The following is a 22,154-nucleotide window of genomic DNA, read 5'->3' on the forward strand; positions in this document are numbered from 1 at the left end:
CGCAGGGGCGTGATGGACAGGATTGAAACGCGGTTCTTGCATCTGAAGATGTTCGCAGAGCCGGGAAGAGAGGACATGTCATGACACAGAAGCCTGAAGCCAACCTGGACGCCTGGCGCCAGCTTGCCGCGAAAGAGCTGAAGGGCCGCGACCCGGACACGATTGCCTGGGACACGCTGGAGGGGATTGCGGTCAAGCCGCTCTACACCGCCGCCGATGTCGAAGGGCTGCCGCATCTGAACTCGATGCCGGGCCTCGCGCCCTTCACCCGGGGCGTGCGGGCGACGATGTATGCGGGCCGGCCTTGGACCATTCGTCAGTATGCGGGGTTCTCGACCGCCGAGGCCTCGAACGCCTTCTACCGCAAGGCGCTGGCGGCAGGCCAGCAGGGCGTGTCGGTGGCCTTCGATCTGGCGACGCATCGCGGCTATGACAGCGACCATCCGCGGGTGGTGGGCGATGTCGGCAAGGCGGGGGTGGCGATCGATAGTGTCGAGGACATGAAGATCCTGTTCGACGGCATCCCGCTGGAAAAGGTCAGCGTGTCCATGACGATGAACGGCGCGGTGATCCCGATCCTGGCGAATTTCATCGTGACGGGCGAGGAGCAGGGCGTGCCGCGGGCGGAACTGTCGGGCACGATCCAGAACGATATCCTGAAAGAGTTCATGGTGCGGAACACCTATATCTATCCGCCCGAACCCTCGATGCGGCTGATCGCCGACATCATCGAATATACCGCCGCCGAGATGCCGAAGTTCAACTCGATCTCCATTTCCGGCTATCACATGCAGGAGGCGGGCGCGAACCTGGTGCAGGAGCTGGCCTTCACCCTGGCCGACGGGCGCGAATATGTGCGCGCGGCGATTGCGCGGGGGATGGATGTCGATGCCTTTGCCGGGCGGCTGAGCTTCTTCTTCGCCATCGGCATGAACTTCTTCATGGAGGCGGCGAAGCTTCGGGCGGCGCGGCTGCTGTGGCACAAGATCATGACCGAGTTTGGCGCCAAGAAGCCCGGCAGCCTGATGCTGCGCACCCATTGCCAGACCTCGGGCGTGTCGCTGCAAGAGGCGGACCCCTATAACAACGTGGTGCGCACGGCCTATGAGGCGCTGGCGGCGGCGCTTGGCGGCACCCAGTCGCTGCACACCAATGCGCTGGATGAGGCGATTGCCCTGCCGACGGAGTTCTCGGCCCGGATCGCGCGGAACACCCAGCTGATCTTGCAGGAAGAGACCGGGATCACCAATGTGGTCGATCCGCTGGCGGGCAGCTACTATGTCGAGAGCCTGACGGCCGAGTTGGCCGAGAAGGCCTGGGCGCTGATCGAGGAGGTGGAGGAGATGGGCGGCATGACCAAGGCCGTCGCCACCGGGATGCCCAAGCTGCGCATCGAGGAAAGCGCGGCGCGGCGGCAGGCGGCCATCGACCGCGGCGAGGATGTGATCGTCGGGGTCAACAAGTATCGCCTGGCCAAGGAAGACCCGATCGACATTCTGGATGTGGACAACGTGGCGGTGCGCGAGTCGCAGGTGGCGCGGCTGGCGACGATCCGGGCGACCCGCGATGAGGCTGCCTGCACCGCCGCGCTGGCCGAGGTGGAGCGGCGGGCGCGCGAGGGCGGCAACCTGCTGGAGGCTGCCGTGACGGCCGCCCGGGCGCGGGCGAGCGTGGGAGAGATCTCGATGGCGATGGAGAACGTGTTTGGCCGCCACCGCGCCGAGGTGAAGACGCTCGCCGGGGTTTACGGCGCCGCCTATGACGGCGACGAGGGCTTTGCCGCGATCCAGGCGGATGTGGAGGCCTTTGCCGAGGAAGAGGGCCGCCGCCCGCGGATGCTGGTGGTGAAGATGGGCCAGGACGGCCATGACCGCGGCGCCAAGGTGATCGCCACTGCCTTTGCCGATATCGGCTTTGACGTGGACGTGGGCCCGCTGTTCCAGACGCCCGAAGAAGCGGCGCAGGATGCGGTCGATAACGACGTGCATGTGATCGGCATTTCCAGCCAGGCCGCGGGCCACAAGACGCTGGCGCCGAAACTGGTCGAGGCGCTGCAGGCGGCGGGGGCGGGGGATATCCTCGTCATCTGCGGCGGCGTGATCCCGCAGCAGGATTACCAGTATCTCTATGACCGCGGCGTCAAGGCGATCTTCGGGCCCGGGACCAACATCCCCTCGGCGGCGAAGGATATCCTCAAGCTGATCCGCGCCGCGCGGAAGTAACTGGGGCGCTGGACCGACAAAGGGCGCCGCTTGATGCGGCGCCCTTTGCGTTCGTGCAGGTCTCAGGGGAGGACCGGGCTTACCGCGATGCAGCGGCTCCGGCTGTTTGGACCATCCGTGAACCTTCATGGGACTTGCGGTCGCCGATGCCGCATTTATGCTGGCGCGAAAGGGGTTTGCCGATGCTCGAACTGGATCATCTTGCCGTGACCGCGCCCTCGCTTGAGGAGGGTGTGGCGGCTGTCGAGGCGGCGCTTGGCGTGGCGCTGGCGCCGGGTGGGCGGCATGCGCATATGGGCACCTGGAACCGGCTCTTGTCGCTGGGGCCCGGCCTCTATCTGGAGGTGATCGCCCCCGATCCCGCCGCCCCGCGCCCGGCCTGGCCGCGCTGGTTCGGGCTCGATACCCGCGGCGCTGTGCGGCTGACCAACTGGGTGGCGCGGACGGGGGATCTGGCGGCGGCGCTCGCCTCGGCTCCGGCGGGGGCAGGGGCGGCGGTGGACCTCGACCGCGGCGATCTGCGCTGGCGGATGGGGATCCCGGCCTCTGGGTCGTTGCCCTATGACGATTGCTTCCCGGCGCTGATCCAGTGGCAGGCAGGCGGGCATCCGTCTGAGCGTCTGCCCGACGCCGGTTGCCGGTTGCGGCGGCTGGTGATCGGCCATCCGCAGGCGGCCGAGATGTCGGCGCTGCTGGCGCTGGCCGATCCGCGGCTGGTGCTGGTGGTGAACAGCGCCATTGCGATGAGTGCCGAGATTGAAACCCCTGCCGGAGTGAAAGTGCTGCAATGACCGCCCCCGCCGCGGAGACTGTCCGCGTTCCCGCCTCTGCCCCGATGGTGCGCCCGGCGTGCCCGGGCGACATTCCCGCGATTCTGGAGTTCTGGAATCCCATCGTCCGCGAAACGACGGTGACCTTCGCCAGCGATGAGAAGACCGAGGCCGGCCTGCTGGCGACCTTTGCCGAGCGCCGGGCCGGCGGGCATGAGTTCTTCGTGGCCGAGGATGCGGCGGGCCGGGTGATCGGCCTTGCCACCTATGCCCAGTTCCGCGGCGGCAACGGCTATGCCCGCGCGATGGAGCACACGATCATCCTAGCGCCCGAGGCGCGGGGGCGGGGCGCGGGGCGCGCGCTGATGGCGGCGGTGGAGCAACATGCCCGGGCGGGCGGCGCGCATTCGATGATCGCAGGCGTGTCAGCCGAGAATGACGCCGGGATCGCCTTCCATGCGGCGGTCGGCTACCCCGAGGTGGCGCGGATCCCCGAGGTTGGGTTCAAGTTCGGGCGCTGGCTGGATCTGGTGATCATGCAGAAGATGCTGTGACGGGGTTGTGTACTGGCGGTCTTGCACCGTCAGAGGGCAGCGCCTGTCCGCCGGGTGGGCGCTGCAACGGATTTTCTAGGCACTTTATGGTGCGGCGTACTCCACCGAATTTCCAGGCGGAACCGTTGAGGAGCGCCCGCCCGAGGGGGGATGAGCGACAAAAAATCTTCCAGTGGAAGATTTCCGCGAAGAACGCCCGGCCCGTGGCCGGGCCGGGAGGCGGGCGCTGCCCGGCAGCGCTGAAGCGCCTTGATTGCGGGCAAGAGGAAAGGGCTCTCGAAGTCCTCGCCAACCTCGGAGCAGATATTTCCCGCCAACCCCACCCCCCAACACCTGTGACGCGCTGACACGGCGCTGCACTGCGGCTATGATGCCCCCATGTCGATCTGGACCCGCATCTCCGACGCGCTGTCGGCCCTCGCCAAGGGTGAAGGGCTGTCTGCGGTTCTGGACCGGCTCTGGGGTGGCGCGACGCCCCCCGAACGCTCCGTCGCCTTTACAATCGCGGTGATCGCGCTTGGCGCGAAGATGGCCAAGGCCGATGGTGCGGTGACGCGGGACGAAGTCGCGGCGTTCCGGCGCGTCTTCACCATCCCCGAATCAGAGACCGCCCATGCGGCGCGGGTCTTCAACCTCGCGCGGCAGGATGTGGCGGGGTTCGATGCCTGGGCGGCCAAGATCGCGCGGATGTTCGGCCCCGGCGCCCCGGCGCTGAAGGATCTGATGGAGGGCCTCTTTTACATTGCCGTGTCGGATGGCGGCTATCATCCGGCAGAAGATGCCTTCCTGGCCGAGGTGGCGCGGATCTTCGGGCTCGATGAGCGCTGCTTCCGCTCGCTGCGCGCCCGGCATGTCGAGGGGGCGGAACGTGACCCTTGGGATGTGCTTGGGCTCGACCGCGGCGCGACCAAGGCCGAGGCGCGGGCCGCCTGGCGCGAGGCGGTGCGCGACAGCCACCCCGACAGGCTGGTGGCGCGGGGCCTGCCCGCAGAGGCGGTGAAGCTGGCCGAGGCGCGGCTGGTCGCGATCAACCGCGCCTGGGAGGAGATCAGCGGCAAGCGCGCCGCCTGAGGGTCGGGTTTGCGCGCGAATCGCGCGGTGGGAGGGGCCAGATGCGGATTGCGACCTACAATGTCGAATGGTTCGCGAACCTCTTCGACGCGCAGGGCAGGATGCTGGCCGATGGCGGCTGGTCCGCGCGCCACAATGTCACCCGGGCGGACCAGCTGGAGGCGCTTGGCATTGTCTTCACCGCGCTGGATGCCGATGCGGTGCTGATCGTCGAGGCGCCCGATACCAACCGCCGCCGCAGCACGGTCGCCATGCTGGAGGGGTTCGCCGCGCAGTTCGAGCTGCGCTGCCGCAAGGCGGTGATCGGCTTTGTCAACGGCACCCAGCAGGAACTGGCGCTGCTCTATGACCCGGACCGCCTGACCGCCCGCCATGACCCGATGGGCGAGACCGGCGCGCCGGAGACCGGCTTTGCCGCGCCGCGCTTCGATGGCAGCTACCGGATCGACCTCGATATCGACGCCACGCTGGACACGGTGCGCTTTTCGAAGCCTCCCTTGGAGCTGGCACTGCAAACCACGGCGGGGACTGACCTGCGGTTGATCGGCGTGCATGTGAAGTCCAAGGCTCCGCATGGCGCGAACACCCCCGAACAGGTGATGCGGCTGGCGATCCAGAACCGGCGCAAGCAGCTGGCGGAATGCATCTGGCTGCGGCAGCGGGTGGTGGAGCATCTGACCGTCTGCGAGAACCTGGTCGTGCTGGGGGATTTCAACGACGGCCCGGGGCTTGATGAATACGAGAAGCTGTTTGGCCGGTCGGGGGTGGAGATTGTGCTGGGGGAGGATGCGCCCGCCGATCTTCGCTTGCATGACCCCCACGCCCGGCTGCGCAGCGCTCATCCCACCGCGGCGGCCCCGGCCTCGGCGCGGTTCTATCTGGATGCCGAGGGGCAGTATTTCTCGGCGATGCTGGATTTCGTGATGATCTCACCCTCCTTGCTGAACCGGCACCCGAAATGGCGCATCTGGCACCCGTTCGACGACCCGGCGATCTACAAGGTGCCAGAGCTGCGCGAGGCCCTGCTGACCGCGTCGGATCACTACCCCGTGACGCTGGACATTGATCTGTAAGCTACCGGGCCCGCGGCGATTGGCGTAGGATGGCCCCATGAAATATGCCCTTACCCTCGCCCTGCTCCTTGCATCGCCTCTGAACGCGCAGACCCTGCCCGAGGAGGTGCCTGAAGAACCGGGCCTGTTCGAACGCGGGGCCGAACGGTTGCTGCGCGAGTTCATGGACGAGATGGCCCCGGCGCTGGACGAGGCGGAGCAGGCGTTCCGCGAGATGGAGCCGAGCTTCCGCGCGATGCTGCCGATGATGCGCGAGCTGGCCGGGATGATCGGCGACATCGACCATTACCACATGCCGGAAAAGCTGCCGAACGGCGATATCCTGCTGCGCCGCAAGCCGGATCTGCTGCCGGAGCCGGAGCGTCGGCCTGAACGTGACCCGGAGCGTCCGATGCCGCAGCCCGGCCTGCCGGACCTTGGCCCGGGCGAGCAGATCGAAATCTAGCCAGACCCCGTCAGCTCGCGCCGGCGCTGCGCACCTTGGTGGTAACGCCCATCGCGGTCGCCAGCGAGGCGAAGCGCGCCGCGGCGACCTCGCCGAACAGTGCCTCATCCGCCGGGTTCAGCACCAGTTCCAGCAGCTTCTTCTTGGGGTAGAGCTTCAGGCTGCCCGCCTCGTCCGGCGACTGGATCGAGAACATGGCGCCAAAGCGCATGGCCTTGCCAAGGATCTCGGCGTCGCGCAGGTCATCGGGGGGCAGCAGCGCGAACATCGGCTCCATCCGGCTGCCGGCGCGGCTGTTCTTGTAGCGGTGCAGCAGCGCGAGACCAAGGAAGATCCGGTCCGGGTGGCCAAGCCCGCCCAGGTTGGCGCGGGTGACGTTGTCGAAGCAGGCCTCGGCCCGGTAGTCGGGGTGGGTGCGCCAGCTGGTATCGTGCAGCAGGCAGGCGGCCTTGACGATGCGCAGCCGTTCGGGCGGGGCCTTGGCGAAGATCGGCAGCAGGAAATCATAGAGCCGGCGGCCAAAGCCGGGCAGGCGCGCCTGTGTCGCCTCGGCAAAGCGGCAGGCCTCGATCAGCGGATCGCGGCGGCGCAGGCGGTCGGGCATCTGTTCGTAAAGCAGCCCCTCGCGGATGCCGTAGGAGGAGATGTCCAGCTCCTTGGGGCGGAAGGTGCGGATCAGTTCGGCCAGCACCTGCGAGGCGAGCGGCACCAGATCCATCCGTTCGGCCGAGGTGCCGGTGCGGGCGCGCAGCACCGCCAGATCGTTCTCGGCGATCCAATCCACCGTTTCCAGCAGCGAGGCGGGCGTCATCCGGTATTCGTGCAGAACCGTCATCGGGTAGGAGCGCCGCTCCATATCCAGCCGGGCGATGGCGCGCCAGCTGCCGCCGACAAGATAGATCCGGTCATGCTGGCGGCCGATCTGCGCCTTGAGGCCCGACATGATCGCCGCGATATGCGCCTTCAATGCCTTCTGCCCGCCCTCGACCTGCTGCAGGCGGAACGGCCCCAGCGGCGAGGTCACGCGGCGGCCGATGCTGCCATTCGCCACCTCGGCCAGCTCCATCGAGCTGCCGCCGATGTCGCAGACCAGCCCCTCGGCCTCGGGCCAGCCCAGAAGCACGCCCTGCGCGGAAAGCCGCGCCTCTTCCTCGCCGTCGATAACATGCAGGCGCAGCCCGGTTTCGCGCAGCACCTCGGCCTGGAACTCGGCGCCATCTTCGGCCTCGCGCACCGCGGCGGTGGCGACGCAGGTGAGGGGGGCCATCTTCATGCCCTCGGCCAGCAGCGCGAAGCGCTTGAGCGCGGCCATCGCCCGCTCGCTGCCCTTGGGGTTCAGCCGGCCGGTGGTGGACAGGCCCTGACCCAGCCCGCACATGACCTTTTCGTTGAAGAAATACGCCGGGCTGCGGGCGGCGCCGTCGAACACCACCATGCGGACAGAGTTCGACCCCACATCGACCACGCCGACCCGGCTGAGCGCCCGGGCCGATGGATCCTCGAACAGAGGGCGGCCAAACGGACCCCAGTCTTCGCCGGGCGCCTCGGTCGTGCCATCCATCGGTTCTTCCCCAGTTTCGGTCGAGCGAGGGGTACCGCAAGGCGCGGCCTTGTCCCCCGAGTCGCCCATGACAGTGCCGCCGCGACGCGGCAAGGTCAATGATGACGCCAGCGTCAGCGCCCGGGTTGCAAAGCGTCTCATGCCTCAATCCAGCGAATGCGCCAGCCGCGGCACATCCGCCGCGCCGGCCTTGCCGCGGCCGGACAATGAGGGGTTTTCCATGAAGAAGCGGTGACAGTTGAAGAAATCGGTCTTGCCGTCGGGCAGGGGCCGCACATAGCTGCCATCGGGCTGCAGGATCCAGCTTTGCGCCTCATCCGCAAGATTGGCGGCCATGATCTGGTTGACGATCTGCGCCTTGACGGTGGCGTTCTTGATCTCGACCAGCGTCTCCACCCGGCGGTTCAGGTTGCGGCCCATCCAGTCGGCCGAGGAGATGAACACCCGCGCCTTGCCCGAGGGCAGGCCGTGGCCATTGCCGAAACACACGATCCGGCTGTGTTCAAGGAAGCGCCCGACGATGGATTTCACCCGGATATTCTCGCTGAGCCCGGCGATACCGGGGCGGATGCTGCAGATGCCGCGGAGGATCAGGTTGATGCGCACGCCCGCCTGACTGGCCGCATAAAGCGCGTCGATCACCTCGGGCTCGGTCAGGCTGTTCATCTTCGCCCAGATCTCGGCCGGGCGGCCGGCGTGGGCATGAACCGCCTCGCGCCCGATCATCTCGACCAGCCGAGCTTTGAGCGAGATCGGCGAGATCGACAGGTTTTCAAGGCCGGAGGGCTGCACATAGCCCGACAGGTAGTTGAACACCTTGGTGGCGTCGCGCCCAAGCGCCGGATCGCAGGTGAAGAAGGACAGGTCGGTATAGATCCGCGCGGTGATCGGGTGGTAGTTGCCGGTGCCGAAATGGGTATAGGTCACCAGCGCATCGCCCTCGCGCCGCACGACGGTGCTGATCTTGGCATGGGTCTTGTAGTTGACGAAGCCATAGACGACATGCGCGCCCGACCGCTCCAGCCGGCGCGACTGGCGGATGTTCGCGGCCTCGTCGAAGCGGGCCTTCAACTCGACCAGCGCGGTGACCGACTTGCCGGCCTCGGCGGCCTCGCACAGCGCGCTGACGATGGGGCTGTCACGGCTGGTGCGGTAGAGCGTCTGCTTGATCGCCAGCACGTCGGGGTCAGCGGCGGCCTGCTGCAGGAAGCGGATCACCATGTCGAAGGTTTCATAGGGGTGATGCAGCAGCATGTCCTTTTGCCGGATCGCGGCAAAGATGTCGCCCTCATGGTCCTGCACCCGTTCGGGGATGCGCGGCACGAAGGGCGGCCATTGCAGGTCGCGGCGGCTGTCGAGCACCAGTTCCTTGAGGTCGGCCATGCCCAGAAGGCCCTTCACCTCGACCACCTCATCGGGGGTCACGTCCAGCTCTTCCATGATCAGCGCGCGCAGGGTGTCGGGGGCCCCGGCGGTGATCTTCAGGCGGATCACCTCGCCGCGGCGGCGGCGTTTCAGCGCGGTTTCAAACTCGCGCACCAGATCCTCGGCCTCTTCCTCGACCTCGAGGTCGCTGTCGCGCAGGACGCGGAAAGCGCAATGGCCGGTATCGGCATAGCCGGGGAACAGCGAGTCGAGATGCAGCAGCAGCAGCTCTTCGAGCGGCAGGAACCGCGCCTCGCCGTTGCGCCCCGAGGGCAGGGCGATGAAGCGGGGGATCTGCTGGGGGATCGGCAGCAGCGCCTGCAGCGGGCGGCGGTCGCTGACCCGCTCAAGCTCCAGCGCGAGGCAGAAGCCGGTGTTGGGGATGAAGGGGAAGGGGTGCGCCGGGTCGATGGCCAGAGGCGAGAGCACGGGGAACACCCGGCCCACGAAAAACTCGTGCAGGAAGGCGCGGTCGCGCACCGTCAGCCGGGCGCGGGTCATCAGGCAGATGCCCGCCTTCTGGTTCTCGCGCCGCAGCTTGGTCCAGACCGTCTGTTGCATCGACATCAGTCGGCGCGCCTCGGCGTTGATCTTCACCAGCTGCTCGGCGGGCGTCATCCCGTCATCGGACGGCTGGCTGCCGCCATTGCGCACCAGCTGGCGCAGGCCGGCGACGCGCACGGTGTAGAACTCGTCCAGGTTGGTGGCCGAGATCGACAGGAAGCGCAGCCGTTCCAGCAGTGGCACGCGGGGGTTGCGCGCCTCGTCCAGCACGCGCCAGTTGAAGGCCAGCCAGCTCAGCTCGCGGTTGAAGAACCGCTGCGGCCCATCGCGGCGGGCGGGGGCAATGGTCTGCGCCTTCGGGAATGGGGCGTTGAGGAAGTCGGCTTGGGTCATGTGTGCTGCTCGGGCTGCGCTTTTTGCGTTTTTGTTGGGGGCCATTATGGGGGTAAGCGGCACCCACTGTCCAGCCGTGGCGGGCTCAGACCGCTGCCATCAGCGCATTGGCCAGTGACTTGCTGACCGGCTTGCCCGAGGCGAGCGACTCCGCATCGAGCCGCGCCACCAGATCGCGCGCGGCGGCCAGCGAGCGGTCCATCTGCGACACGAGGTATGGGATCAGCGCCGGCGGCACAGCGACCTGACGGTCGGCAAAGAGCTTGGCCAGAACCGCAGCCAGCAGCTCATCCCCCGGCGGATCGAGCGTGGCGGTCGAGCTGCCCTGCATCCGGCTGGCAAGGTCGGGCAGGCGCAGCGACCAGCGCGAGGGGGCGCTGGCGGCGGTGATCAGCAGCCGCCCGCCCTCGGCGAGCACGAGGTTGTGCAGGTGAAAGAGCGCCGCCTCGGCCGCGTCATACCCCGCGATGCGGTCGGCATTCTCCACCGCCACCGCGCCCGTCGCCGCCAGCGCTGGCACGTCCGCCAGCGGCAGCTCGGCGGCGGGCACGATCTCAGCGCCAGTCTCGGCGGCCCAGACATGGGCGAGATGGGTCTTGCCCGAGCCCTCCGGGCCGACCAGCACCAGCTTGCGCTGCGGCCAGTCGCGCCAGCCGTCGATCTGCGCCAGCGCCAGCGCATTCGAGGGGGCCACGAAGAAATCCCCGCGCCCCAGCGACCGGCGCGGCGGCAGATCGAAAGCCAGTTGCTGCGCCATCAGGGGGCCGTCTGTCCCGTTGTGCCAGCCGGCGGCAGGATCACGGCGCCGGTCTCCGGCTCCAGCCGCGGCTGCGCGGTGGGGGCCAGCGATACCTCGACCCGGAAATCGGGCTCCGGCGCGCTGTCGAGGCCATTGTAAAGCTTGCTCTCAGTGTATTGCGAAATCAGGAACCGCGCGATCACCCCAAGCGCCGCTGCGACCGGCACGGCCACAAGCATCCCGGCAAAGCCGAACAGCGTGCCGAAGGCCGACAGCGCGAAGAGCAGCCAGACCGGGTGCAGGCCCACCGAACTGCCCACCAGCTTGGGCGTCAGGATATTGCCCTCAACAAATTGGCCCGACTGGAAGATCGCCCAGATCAGCGCGATCATCCACCACTCGCCCCAGAACTGGAACAGCGCGAGGCCGATGGCGAGGCCGCCGCCCACCAGCGCGCCGACATAGGGGATGAAGGTCAGGAACCCGGCAATCGCGCCGACGACCAGCCCGAAGTTCAGCCCCGCCAGCGCCAGCGCCACCGAGTAGTAAACCCCAAGGATCACACAGACCAGCACCTGCCCGCGCACGAAGCCCGCCAGCACCCGGTCGATATCGGACGCGATGCGGCGGATGGTGGGCGCATGATCGCGCGGCAGCCAGGCGTCGATCCGCGCGATCATCTTGTCCCAGTCCAGCAGCATGTAGAAGGCCACGACCGGCACCACGACGATGAACACCACGAAGTTCACGACGCCCATGGCCGAGGACAGCACCGTCGTCACCAGTTCCCCCCCGCGCGAGCGGATCATCTCGCCGATGCTGCCAAGCGTCTCGCGCAGCACGCTTTCATTGTCCATGATCGTGGGGAAGCGCGCCTCGAGGAAGGTCTGGAGCTGCCCCAGGATCGTTGGCGCGGTGTTGATCAGCTGCGCCAGCTGCCGCACCAGCGTCGGGATCACCAGCAATGCGGCAAGGATGAAGCCCACGACGGCGACGATGGAGATCACGGCGGTGGCGGCGGTGCGCGACATGCCCGTCCGCTCCAGCCGGTCGGCGACCGGGTCCATGAAATAGGCCACCGCGCCGCCCACGAGGAAGGGCAGGATCACATTGCCAAGGCCCCAGAGCACCACAAGGAAGACGGCTGCGGCAATGCCCCAGTATTTCATCTGTTGCCGGACCGGCAGCGCCATGGTCGTCATCCTTCCGAGTTGTTGCCGGGCCGGAGGCCACATCCAAGTCATCGCCCAGCCTGCGCCGCACCGCAAGCGCCTTGCCCGCGCGGACGCCCCTGACAATCGCCTCAGCTTGCCTGACAGATGCGTATCGCATAGACGATGTGCAATCCCTCTTGCCGACCCCTCATACCGACAGGTCCCCGCCGATGCGCCTCTCCCGCTACTTCCTGCCCGTTCTCAAGGAAAATCCCGCCGAGGCGCAGATCGTCTCGCATCGCTACATGCTGCGCGCCGGCATGATCAAGCAGCAGGCGGCCGGGATCTATTCCTGGCTTCCGCTGGGGTTCAAGGTGCTGCGCCGGATCGAGCAGATCGTGCATGAGGAGCAGATCCGCGCAGGGCACATCCCCTTGCTGATGCCGACGCTGCAACCCGCGGACCTGTGGCGCGAGAGCGGCCGCTATGACGATTACGGCCAGGAAATGCTGCGCATCAAGGACCGGCAGGACCGCGAGATGCTCTATGGTCCCACGAACGAGGAGATGATCACCGACATCTTCCGCAGCCATGTGAACAGCTACAAGGACCTGCCGCTGACGCTCTACCACATCCAGTGGAAGTTCCGCGACGAGATGCGCCCGCGCTTTGGCGTGATGCGGGGGCGCGAGTTCCTGATGAAGGACGGCTACAACTTCGACCTGACCAAGGAAGACGCGCTGCACGCCTATAACCGGCACCTCGTCAGCTACCTGCGCACCTATGAGCGGATGGGCCTGCAGGCGATCCCGATGCGGGCCGACAGCGGCCCCATCGGCGGCGATGACACCCATGAATTCCTGGTGCTGGCGGCCACCGGCGAGTCGGAGGTGTTCTATGACTCTGCCGTCACCGACATCCGCCTTGGCGCGCGCGAGATCGACTATGACGACAAGGCCCAGTGCCAGGCGGTGATGGAGGAGTTCACCTCGCTCTATGCCCGCACGGACGAGACGCATGACGCGGCCCTGTTCGACGCCATCCCCGAAGAGCGGCGCAAGTCGGCGCGGGGGATCGAGGTGGGGCAGATATTCTATTTCGGCACCAAGTATTCGGAGCCGATGGGGGCGAATGTGGTCACCCCGGATGGTAGCCGCGTACCGGTCCACATGGGCTCGCATGGCATTGGCGTCAGCCGCCTGCTGGGGGCGATCATCGAGGCGAGCCATGACGACAAGGGCATCATCTGGCCGGAAGGCGTGACGCCGTTCCATGCCGGGATCGTCAACCTCAAGCAGGGCGACGCGGGGACCGACAGCGCCTGCGAGGCGATCTATGGCGCGCTGAAGGCCAAGGGGCTGGACCCTCTCTACGATGACCGCGACGAGCGGGCGGGGGCGAAATTCGCCACGATGGACCTGATCGGGCTGCCCTGGCGCATCACCGTCGGCCCGCGCGGCCTTGCGGCGAACATCGTGGAACTGACCTCGCGGCGCACGGGCGTGAGCGAGGAGATGAGCCCGGAGGCCGCGGTGGCTCGGGTCGTGGAGATTTACGCGGGCCTGTAAGGGCTTGCGGGCAAGAAGAGGGGGGGCGCTGCCCCCCGTCTGCTGCGCAGACTCCCCCCGGGATATTTTTGCAAAGAAGATGGGGAAGAGGGTTCGGCCCGCGTCAGGTGACCCTGGCGCGGGCTTTGTACTCGGGGCGGTTCCAGAGGTCGCCTGCCATGACTTCGGCGAGGATCTCGGCGGCGCGGAGCACCTCATCGAGGCCGATGTAGAGCGGAGTGAAGCCGAAGCGCAGGATGCCCGGGGCGCGGAAATCGCCGATGACGCCGCGGGCGATGAGCGCTTGCATGATCGCGTAGCCCTCGGGGTGGTGGAAGCTGACCTGGCTGCCGCGCTCGTGCGCCTCGCGGGGGCTGGCGAGGGTGAGTGTGGGGCAGGCGGCCTCGACCGCGGTGATGAAAGCTTCGCTGAGTTCGATGGATTTGGCGCGCACATCCTGGATATCGGCGATGTCCCAGACGTCCAGCGCGGCCTCCAGCGCGGCGAGTTGCAGGATGGGCGGGGTGCCGACGCGCATCCGTTCGATGCCGCGGCCGGGGCGGTAATCGGGGTCGAAGGCGAAGGGCGCCTCATGCCCCAGCCAGCCGGAGAGGGCGGGGCGGGCGAGGCCCGCAAGCTGTTCTGAAACATAGATAAAGGCCGGGCCGCCGGGGCCGGAGTTGAGGTATTTATAGGTGCAGCCGACGGCGAAATCGGCACCCGCGCCGACAAGGTCCAAGGGGACGGCGCCGGCGGAATGGGCGAGGTCCCAGAGCGTCAGGGCGCCCGCTTCATGGGCAAGCGCGGTGAGGGCGGCCATGTCGTGGCGGCGGCCGGTGCGGTAGTCGACTTCGGTGAGCATGAGGACGGCGGTGGTGTCGTCTATGGCATCCGCCACGTCTTCGGGGGCGACGGTGCGGAGGGTGTAGTCCGCGCCCAAGGTGCGCAGGAGCCCCTCGGCGATGTACAGGTCGGAGGGGAAGTTTCCGGTATCGGACAGCACCACGCGGCGGGCGGGGTTCAGCTCCAGCGCCGAGGCAAGGGCTTGATAAACCTTGATACTCAGCGTGTCGCCCATCACCACCGATCCCGCCGGCGCGCCGATCAGCCGGGCGATGCGGTCCCCGATGCGGGCGGGCTGGTCCATCCAGCCGGCGCGGTTCCAGCCGGTGATCAGCATCTCGCCCCACTCCTCCGTCACCGTGCGGGCGACCCGTTCGGCGGCGGCGCGGGGCAGGGGGCCGAGCGAGTTGCCGTCGAGGTAGATCATCCCCTCTGGCAGGTGGAACATCGCGCGGGTGGCGGTGAAATCGGTTGTCATGGGGCCTCCGGTTGGTGGGGGGACGGTGCCGCAGGGGCGCGCAGGAGGCAAGGCGGAACGGGATATGGAACCCATGCAGAAGCTATGCAGATACCATGCGCATGATTTGCGCATGACGGATCACGGGCCCCGGGGGGCGCAATCCGCTTGCGCCTGCCGCCTGCTGCGCCACTCTGGCCCGTGAACTGCCAACCGGAGTCGCGGCATGAAAGCACTAAAAGCCCTCGACTATCCGCCGATCTGGCTGGCGGGCTTTGCGGCGCTGGCCTGGGCGCTTGGGGCGGTGCCGCTACGGGTGTTCGGGCCATCGGTCGGCACGGTCGGCGCGGTGCTGATCGGGGCGGGGGCCGTGCTCATGGCCGCGGCGGCGGCGCAGATGCTGCTGGCGCGGACCACGATCATTCCGCACCGGGAGCCGGGGGCGCTGGTCACTGGCGGGCTCTTCCGGGTCAGCCGCAATCCGATCTACCTTGCCGATGCGCTGGTGCTGGCAGGGGTGATCGTGCTGCAGGATGCACCGCTGGCCGTGCCACTGCTGCCGCTGTTCATGGCGGTGATCCAGAAGCGCTTCATCTTTGGCGAGGAGGCGCGGCTTCGGGCCGCCTTTGGCCCGGACTTCACGGATTACGCCGCCCGCACCCGGCGCTGGCTGTGACCTTCACGCACCCTGCCCGGATTTCGGGTTGTTGCACTGCGGCGTTTCGCTTGTGATAGTTTGTTGCGCGATGTTATGACTTCGCGGCCAATTCAGGTCCACCGAGGCTGAAAAGCCCAAGCGACTGGGGGAGAGACAGTGAAGATCGGGGCACCGAAAGAGATTTTTCCGGGTGAAGCGCGCGTTGCGATGACACCTGACTCGGCCCTTCAGCTGCAAAAGCTGGGGCATGAGTGTTTTGTGGAAGCCGGGGCCGGCAAAGGCGCGGGCATTTCGGACGCGGCCTATGCCGGCGCCGGGGTGACGGTGCTGCAAGATGCCGCGGCGCTGTTCGCGGCGGTGGATGTGGTCGCCAAGGTGCGCCCGCCCACAGAGGCTGAGGTGCAGATGCTGCGCGCCGGCCAGACGCTGATCTCGTTCTTCTATCCGGGTCAGAACGCCGAACTGCTGGAGCAGGCCAAGGCGCAGGGCGCCACGGTCATCGCCATGGACATGGTGCCGCGGATCAGCCGCGCGCAGAAGATGGACGCGCTGTCCTCGATGGCGAATATCGCCGGCTACCGCGCGGTGATCGAGGCGGGCAGCAATTTCGGCCGCTTCTTCACCGGGCAGGTGACGGCGGCGGGCAAGGTGCCCCCGGCCAAGGTGCTGGTGGTGGGCGCGGGCGTTGCCGGGCTTGCCGCGATCGGCACCGCGACCAGCCTTGGCGCGATTGTCCATGCCTTCGACGTGCGCCCCGAAGTTTCCGAACAGATCGAATCGATGGGCGCGAGCTTCGTGTTCCTGGAGTTCGAAGCCACGCAGGACGGTGCCGCGACGGGGGGCTATGCCGCGCCGTCGAGCCCTGAGTTCCGCGAGAAGCAGCTGGCGAAGTTCCGCGAGCTGGCGCCGGAAATGGACATCGTCATCACCACCGCCCTGATCCCCGGCCGGCCCGCGCCGAAGCTGTGGACCGAGGACATGGTGGCGCTGATGAAACCCGGCTCGGTGGTGGTGGACCTTGCCGCCGAGCGCGGTGGCAATTGCGACCTGACCGTGCCGGACGAGAAGATCGTCAGCCCCAATGGCGTGACCATCGTCGGCTATACCGACTTCCCCAGCCGGATGGCGGCGCAGGCCTCGACGCTCTACTCCACCAATATCCGCCACATGATGACGGACCTGACCCCGAAGAAGGATGGCGCGATCTTCCAGAACATGGAGGATGACGTGATCCGGGGCGCGACCGTGACCCATGACGGCGCGATCACCTTCCCGCCGCCGCCCCCGAAGATCGCGGCGATTGCGGCCGCGAAGCCGAAGGAGAAGGTGCGCGAGCTGACCCATGAGGAGAAGCGCGCGGCAGAGACCGCGGCCTTCAAGAAGCAGACCCGCGATCAGGTGGCGCTGCTGGCCGTGGGCGGCGCGCTGCTGCTGGCGGTGGGGCTGGTGGCCCCTGCAAGCTTCATGCAGCATTTCATCGTCTTCGTGCTGGCGGTGTTCATCGGCTTCCAGGTGATCTGGAATGTCAGCCATTCGCTGCACACGCCGCTGATGGCGATCACCAATGCCATCTCGTCGATCATCATCCTTGGCGCGCTGATGCAGATCGGGTCTGGCAACTTCCTGGTGATCTTGCTGGCGGCGCTGGCGATCTTCATGGCGGGCATCAACATCTTTGGCGGTTTCCTGGTCACGCGCCGGATGCTTGCCATGTTCCAGAAGTCGTAAGGAGACACGGGAATGGATTACGGCTTCACAACCGCCGCCTATGTCGTTGCGGCGATCCTGTTCATCCTGTCGCTTGGCGGGCTGTCGGGGCAGGAAAGTGCGAAACGCGCGGTGTGGTATGGCATGGCCGGCATGGCGCTGGCCGTGGCGGCGACGCTGATCGGCCCGGGCTCGGGCCTGTGGCTGCTGTCGCTGATCATGATTGCCGGTGGCGGTGCCATCGGCTGGGTCGTGGCGCAGCGGGTGCAGATGACCGCGATGCCGCAGCTGGTGGCGGCGATGCATTCGCTGGTCGGTCTGGCGGCGGTCTTTGTCGGCTTCAACGCCGATATCGAGCTTGGCCGCGTGCTGGCGATGGAACCGGCGGCGCGGGCCGGGCTGGAAGGCTTTGCCGCGGTGCTGGCGCACAAGACCCCGGTCGAGGTGTCGATCCTGCGGGTCGAGGTGTTCCTGGGCGTGTTCATCGGCGCGGTGACCTTCACCGGCTCGGTGATCGCCTTCGGCAAGCTGGCGGGCAAGGTCAATACCACGGCGCAGAAGCTGCCGGGGGGGCATATGCTCAATGCCGGTGCGGCGCTTGGCTCGCTGCTGCTGGGGGTGCTCTATTTCAACGATGCGGGCATCTGGTCGCTGATCCTGATGACGCTGCTGGCCTTCTTCATCGGCTACCATCTGATCATGGGCATCGGCGGGGCCGACATGCCGGTGGTGGTGTCGATGCTGAACTCCTATTCGGGGTGGGCGGCGGCGGCGATCGGCTTCAGCCTGGGCAATGACCTGTTGATCGTGGTGGGGGCGCTGGTCGGCTCTTCGGGTGCGATCCTCAGCTACATCATGTGCAAGGCGATGAACCGCAGTTTCGTCAGCGTGATCCTGGGCGGCTTTGGCGGAACCTCGGGGCCGGCGATGGAGATCTTCGGCGATCAGGTGGCCATCGATGCCGAGGGCGTGGCGGCGGCGCTGAATGATGCGGATTCGGTCATCATCGTGCCGGGCTATGGCATGGCAGTGGCGCAGGCGCAGCAATCGGTCAGCGAGCTGACCCGCAAGCTGCGCGCGGCGGGCAAGACCGTGCGCTTTGCCATCCACCCGGTTGCGGGGCGGCTGCCGGGGCATATGAACGTGCTGCTGGCGGAGGCCAAGGTGCCCTATGACATCGTGATGGAGATGGACGAGATCAACGAGGATTTCCCCTCGACCGACGTGGTGATCGTCATCGGGTCCAATGACATCGTGAACCCCGCGGCGCAGGAAGATCCGAACTCGCCCATCGCCGGGATGCCGGTGCTGGAAGTGTGGAAGGCCAAGCAGGTGTTCGTGTCCAAGCGCGGTCAGGGAACCGGCTATTCGGGGATCGAGAACCCGCTGTTCTTCAAGGACAATACGCGGATGTTCTATGGCGATGCCAAGAAGTCGCTGGATCAGCTGTTGCCGATGATCGACTGAAGCCTCGGCTTTGAGGTTGCAGGGCGCCCCGCGGTTGCGGGGCGTTTTGCGTTTTGGGCTGCGGAAGAAGGGGGGCTGTCTGCCCCCCTTCACCCCCCGAGGATATTTTTGCCAAAACGAAGGGGAAGGGGCGCCGTTCGCCCCGTTGCACAAAAGCAAGTATGCGAGGGGATGCCGGGGGGCGCGGCGATTTTGCTGCGCAGGAAAATTGCGGGGCGGGATAGCTTGCGCGAATGAAAACCGTACAAGCCCGATAGTGATGATGATCCCGTTGCAAGACCACCCGCTGCGCTATGCGCTGACCAATGAGCTGCATGCGCGGCCCTTCCCCTCGCTCGAGGCGCCCTGCGAGGCGGTGTATCTGGCGATCAAGCAGCCCATCGATGCCGCGAACCGCGACCGGGGCGCCGACCGCGCGCATCTGCTGGCGCTGCTCGACCGGCATGGCGCGGTGCATCCGCAGCCGGAAGCCACGCATTTTTCCAGCACGCTGGGGCGGCACGACCTGAAATGGGAAAGCCATACCGAGTTCGTGACCTATTCGGCGTTTTCATCCGGGCTGGCGGAACGGGCATTCGATCCGGCGTTGGCCGAGGTGTTCCCGGCGGCCTGGCTGGCCGAGGCGCCGGGCAAGCGGCTGGCGGCGGTGACGATCCGGGTGGAGTTCCTGCCCGAGGACCCGGCGGAGATCAACGCGCGGCTGGACCAGTGGTTCGTGCCCGAGAGCCTTGCCTGCGCGACGATCATCGAGGGCGCGGCGGTCGTGGCGGGGGATTTCCGTATCGATGCCGCCGGGCAGATGCGCTTTGCGGTCTTCGTGAAGCCGGGCACCGGCGCGCGGCGGGTGGGGCGGATCGTGCAGCGGCTCTGCGAGGTGGAGACCTACCGCGCCATGTCGATGCTGGGGCTGGGGCGGGCGCGGGAGCTGACGGCGCGGCTGAATGCGCTCGACCCGCAGCTGTCGTCGCTGGTGGTGGGGATGACCGATGAGGCGCGCCTGTCGGAGGAGACATTGCACGCGCTGCTGGCGGTCTCGGCCGAGCTGGAGGGGCTGGCGATGCAGCACAGCTTCCGGTTCGGCGCAACCGGGGCCTATGAGGCCATCGTGCTGCAAAGGATCGAGGTGCTGCGCGAGACCCGGTTCGAGGGGCGGCAGACCTTTGGCGAGTTCTTCATGCGCCGCTATGACCCGGCCATGCGCACGGTGAAATCAGCCGAGCGGCGGCTGGTGCAGATGGCGGAGCGGGCGACGCGGGCCGGCGAGCTGCTGCGCACGCGGGTGGATGTGGAGCGGTCCGCGCAGAACCAGCGGGTGCTGGAGAGCATGGACAGGCGCGCCGATCTTCAGCTGCGGTTGCAGCACACGGTCGAGGGACTGTCGGTGGTGGCGATCAGCTATTACGCGGTGAGCCTCGCCAGCTATCTGGTGCTGCCCTTTGCCGAGGCGGCGCATCTACAGAAGTCGCTGGTGACGGCGCTGCTGGTGCCGCTGGTGGTCGGCGCGGTCTGGCTGATGGTGCGGCGGATCCGGAAGGCGATGCATTAGGGCCGGCGTTTCCGCCGGCCCCTTGCTCAACGACCCCGGATGCGCGGGTCGAGCGCGTCGCGCAGCCCGTCGCCGATATAGTTGACGCTGAGCACCGTGAGCGAGATGGCGATGCCCGGCAGGATCACCCGCATCGGGTAGAGCTGGATCTGGTCCACCGCGTCGAACAGCAGCCGCCCCCAGGTGGGGAAGTCCGGCGGGAAGCCGAGGCCGAGGAACGACAGCGCGCTTTCGGTGATGATCGCGCTGGCGATGCCGAGCGTGGCCGAGACCATGATCGGGCTGAGCACGTTGGGCAGGATGTGGCGCAGGATCATCTTGAACGGCGAGGTCCCGATCGATCGCGCGGCCAGCACGAACTCGCGTTCCTTCAGCGCCAGAACCTCGCCGCGGACGATGCGGGCGGTCTGCATCCAGGAGGTGACGCCGATGGCGCCCACGATCAGGATGAAGATGCCGGTTTCAGGCCCGAAGCGCTTGGACAGCGGCTCGCGGAACAGCATCACCATGACCAGCAGCAGCGGCAGCAGCGGCAGCGCCAGGAACAGGTCGGTCAGCCGCATCAAGATGCCGTCGAGCCGGCGGAAGAAGCCGGCCGAGATGCCGATCAGCGTGCCAAGGAAGATCGACAGCGACATCGCGGTGAGGCCGACGGCGATGGAGACCTTGCCGCCGGCCATCAGCCGGGCCAGCATGTCGCGCCCCAACTGGTCGGTGCCAAGCGGGTGGCCCATCATCGGGCCCTTGTTGCGGGCGCGCATGTCCACGAAGGTGGCATCCATGCTCCAGATCAGCGGCCCGAGGAGGACGGTGCCGAGGATCGCCGCGAACACGATCAGCCCCAGCATCGCACCGCGATGGCTGCGGAACTGGCGCCAGACATCGCGCCACTGGTTGGAGGGCGATTCCGAGGGCGGGGTGGCGGTTACAGCATCAGTCATAGCGGATCCTCGGGTCCAGGATGCCGTAGAGGATGTCGGCAACAAGGTTGAAGAGCACGATCAGGATCGCGAAGATGAAGGTCAGCGTCTGCACCATCGGCAGGTCATTGGCATGGATCGCGGTGATCAGCAGCTGACCGAGCCCGTTCACCTTGAACACCTGCTCGGTGATGATCGCGCCGCCAAAGATGGTGGGCACGCCAAGCGCGATCACGGTGACGACCGGGATCATCGAATTGCGCAGGACGTGGGTCAGCACCACCACCCGCTCGCGCAATCCCTTGGCGCGGGCGGTGCGCACATAGTCCTGCCGCAGATTGTCGAGCATCGAGGCGCGCATGAAGCGGCTGATCTGGCTGGCATTGTAGAGCGCCAACACCATCACCGGCATCGCCATCTGCCGCAGCTGGAAGACGAAGCTGTCCCAACCCGTGACCTTGTGGGTGGTGTCGTAGATCGAGGGGAACCATTGCAGGTTCACCGCGAAGATGATGATCAGCACCACGCCGGTGAAGAAGGTCGGCACCGAAAAGCCGATCATCGAGATGAAGGTGCCGATCTGGTCGAACCAGCTGTATTGCTTGTAGGCGGAGATGATGCCGATGGGCAGCGCGATGGCGACGCCGACGACATAGGCCAGGCCGACGACCCAGAGCGTCTGCGGGACGCGCTGCGCGATGATGTCGGCAACCGGGCTGCGGGTCTGCCATGAGATGATGCGCTGCGCGTCGCCGCCGAGATTGGTGCCGAACATGGCGTCGAGAATATGCATCGGCTCGATGATGAAGAACTGCTTGAGCCACAGCGCATAGCGGATGTGGATCGGCTCGCCGAGGCCAAGCGCCTCGCGCATCTTCTGCTTGACCTCGGGCGGAACGGTCAGCGGCATTTGCGCCATCGGGTCGCCGGGGGCGAGGTCGAGCAGCAGGAAGATGATCAGCGAGATGAACAGCAGCGTCGGGATCGCGATCAGCAATCGGCGGAGGGTATAGGTGAGCATGGGGCGGCGCCTTTGGTCAGCGGTCCACGGGGAGGTCTCGGATGGGCATGGCGGGGAGGCGGCAATGTGCGCGAACG

General features: G+C 67.0%; 18 protein-coding genes. 11 read left to right on the forward strand and 7 right to left on the reverse strand.

Annotation, left to right across the window (positions count from 1 at the left end):
- The first annotated feature begins 80 nt into the window (after positions 1-80).
- From scpA to Q8S30_RS05225, 6 genes are all read left to right on the forward strand, one after another.
- A complete protein-coding gene (scpA, locus tag Q8S30_RS05200; RefSeq protein WP_305664972.1) occupies positions 81-2,222 on the forward strand; it encodes a methylmalonyl-CoA mutase in 2,142 nt (713 codons plus the stop codon).
- 182 nt (positions 2,223-2,404) lie between these two features.
- Positions 2,405-3,013 carry a VOC family protein gene (locus tag Q8S30_RS05205; RefSeq protein ID WP_305664973.1) on the forward strand — a complete coding sequence of 203 codons (609 nt, stop codon included), beginning with the start codon at positions 2,405-2,407 and terminating at the stop codon, positions 3,011-3,013.
- A 44-nt stretch (positions 3,014-3,057) separates the two neighbouring features.
- The gene (locus Q8S30_RS05210) at positions 3,058-3,546 is read left to right on the forward strand and encodes a GNAT family N-acetyltransferase (protein ID WP_305665665.1); all 489 of its coding nucleotides are present in this window, start codon (positions 3,058-3,060) and stop codon (positions 3,544-3,546) included.
- A 378-nt stretch (positions 3,547-3,924) separates the two neighbouring features.
- Positions 3,925-4,617: a TerB family tellurite resistance protein gene (locus Q8S30_RS05215; protein ID WP_305664974.1), complete on the forward strand. Its 693-nt coding sequence runs from the start codon at positions 3,925-3,927 to the stop codon at positions 4,615-4,617.
- A 41-nt stretch (positions 4,618-4,658) separates the two neighbouring features.
- Entirely contained in the window at positions 4,659-5,690 is a 1,032-nt protein-coding gene (locus Q8S30_RS05220) for an endonuclease/exonuclease/phosphatase family protein (protein ID WP_305664975.1), read from the forward strand.
- 37 nt (positions 5,691-5,727) lie between these two features.
- Positions 5,728-6,135, forward strand: a complete 408-nt coding sequence (locus Q8S30_RS05225; RefSeq protein WP_305664976.1) for a hypothetical protein — start codon at positions 5,728-5,730, stop codon at positions 6,133-6,135.
- Between the two features lie 10 nt (positions 6,136-6,145).
- Here Q8S30_RS05225 and Q8S30_RS05230 read toward each other — a convergent pair whose 3' ends face one another.
- From Q8S30_RS05230 to Q8S30_RS05245, 4 genes are all read right to left on the reverse strand, one after another.
- Entirely contained in the window at positions 6,146-7,696 is a 1,551-nt protein-coding gene (locus tag Q8S30_RS05230; RefSeq protein WP_305665666.1) for a Ppx/GppA family phosphatase, read from the reverse strand.
- 144 nt (positions 7,697-7,840) lie between these two features.
- Complete coding sequence (locus Q8S30_RS05235; protein WP_305664977.1) at positions 7,841-10,018, reverse strand: RNA degradosome polyphosphate kinase; 2,178 nt, start codon at positions 10,016-10,018, stop codon at positions 7,841-7,843.
- 85 nt (positions 10,019-10,103) lie between these two features.
- Positions 10,104-10,775, reverse strand: coding sequence for a DnaA ATPase domain-containing protein (locus Q8S30_RS05240; RefSeq protein ID WP_305664978.1), 672 nt, complete (start codon positions 10,773-10,775; stop codon positions 10,104-10,106).
- Positions 10,775-11,950, reverse strand: a complete 1,176-nt coding sequence (locus tag Q8S30_RS05245; RefSeq protein WP_305664979.1) for an AI-2E family transporter — start codon at positions 11,948-11,950, stop codon at positions 10,775-10,777. The genes Q8S30_RS05240 and Q8S30_RS05245 overlap by 1 nt, the downstream gene beginning before the upstream one ends.
- A gap of 191 nt (positions 11,951-12,141) precedes the next feature.
- On the opposite strand from Q8S30_RS05245, the gene proS reads away from it, so the two are divergent.
- On the forward strand, positions 12,142-13,479 hold the full coding sequence (gene proS / locus Q8S30_RS05250; RefSeq protein WP_305664980.1) for a proline--tRNA ligase: 1,338 nt from the start codon (positions 12,142-12,144) through the stop codon (positions 13,477-13,479).
- A 103-nt stretch (positions 13,480-13,582) separates the two neighbouring features.
- Here proS and kynU read toward each other — a convergent pair whose 3' ends face one another.
- Positions 13,583-14,779 (reverse strand): kynureninase, encoded by a 1,197-nt coding sequence (gene kynU, locus Q8S30_RS05255; protein ID WP_305664981.1) that lies wholly within the window; start codon positions 14,777-14,779, stop codon positions 13,583-13,585.
- A 205-nt stretch (positions 14,780-14,984) separates the two neighbouring features.
- Between kynU and Q8S30_RS05260 the strand changes: the two genes are divergently transcribed.
- The 4 genes from Q8S30_RS05260 to Q8S30_RS05275 all read left to right on the forward strand — a co-directional run bounded on the left by Q8S30_RS05260 (position 14,985) and on the right by Q8S30_RS05275 (position 20,136).
- Positions 14,985-15,434, forward strand: coding sequence for an isoprenylcysteine carboxylmethyltransferase family protein (locus Q8S30_RS05260; protein WP_305664982.1), 450 nt, complete (start codon positions 14,985-14,987; stop codon positions 15,432-15,434).
- Positions 15,435-15,572: 138 nt separating this feature from the next.
- Positions 15,573-17,144, forward strand: a complete 1,572-nt coding sequence (locus Q8S30_RS05265; protein WP_305664983.1) for a Re/Si-specific NAD(P)(+) transhydrogenase subunit alpha — start codon at positions 15,573-15,575, stop codon at positions 17,142-17,144.
- A gap of 12 nt (positions 17,145-17,156) precedes the next feature.
- The gene (locus Q8S30_RS05270) at positions 17,157-18,590 is read left to right on the forward strand and encodes an NAD(P)(+) transhydrogenase (Re/Si-specific) subunit beta (protein ID WP_305664984.1); all 1,434 of its coding nucleotides are present in this window, start codon (positions 17,157-17,159) and stop codon (positions 18,588-18,590) included.
- A gap of 262 nt (positions 18,591-18,852) precedes the next feature.
- Positions 18,853-20,136: a DUF3422 family protein gene (locus Q8S30_RS05275; protein WP_305664985.1), complete on the forward strand. Its 1,284-nt coding sequence runs from the start codon at positions 18,853-18,855 to the stop codon at positions 20,134-20,136.
- A gap of 26 nt (positions 20,137-20,162) precedes the next feature.
- Here the strand turns inward: Q8S30_RS05275 and Q8S30_RS05280 are convergent, their stop codons facing one another.
- On the reverse strand, positions 20,163-21,077 hold the full coding sequence (locus tag Q8S30_RS05280; protein WP_305664986.1) for an ABC transporter permease: 915 nt from the start codon (positions 21,075-21,077) through the stop codon (positions 20,163-20,165).
- A complete protein-coding gene (locus tag Q8S30_RS05285; RefSeq protein ID WP_305664987.1) occupies positions 21,070-22,077 on the reverse strand; it encodes an ABC transporter permease in 1,008 nt (335 codons plus the stop codon). The genes Q8S30_RS05280 and Q8S30_RS05285 overlap by 8 nt, the downstream gene beginning before the upstream one ends.
- Positions 22,078-22,154 lie beyond the last annotated feature (77 nt).

Source organism: Frigidibacter sp. (assembly GCF_030695035.1).
GTDB lineage: Bacteria > Pseudomonadota > Alphaproteobacteria > Rhodobacterales > Rhodobacteraceae > Frigidibacter.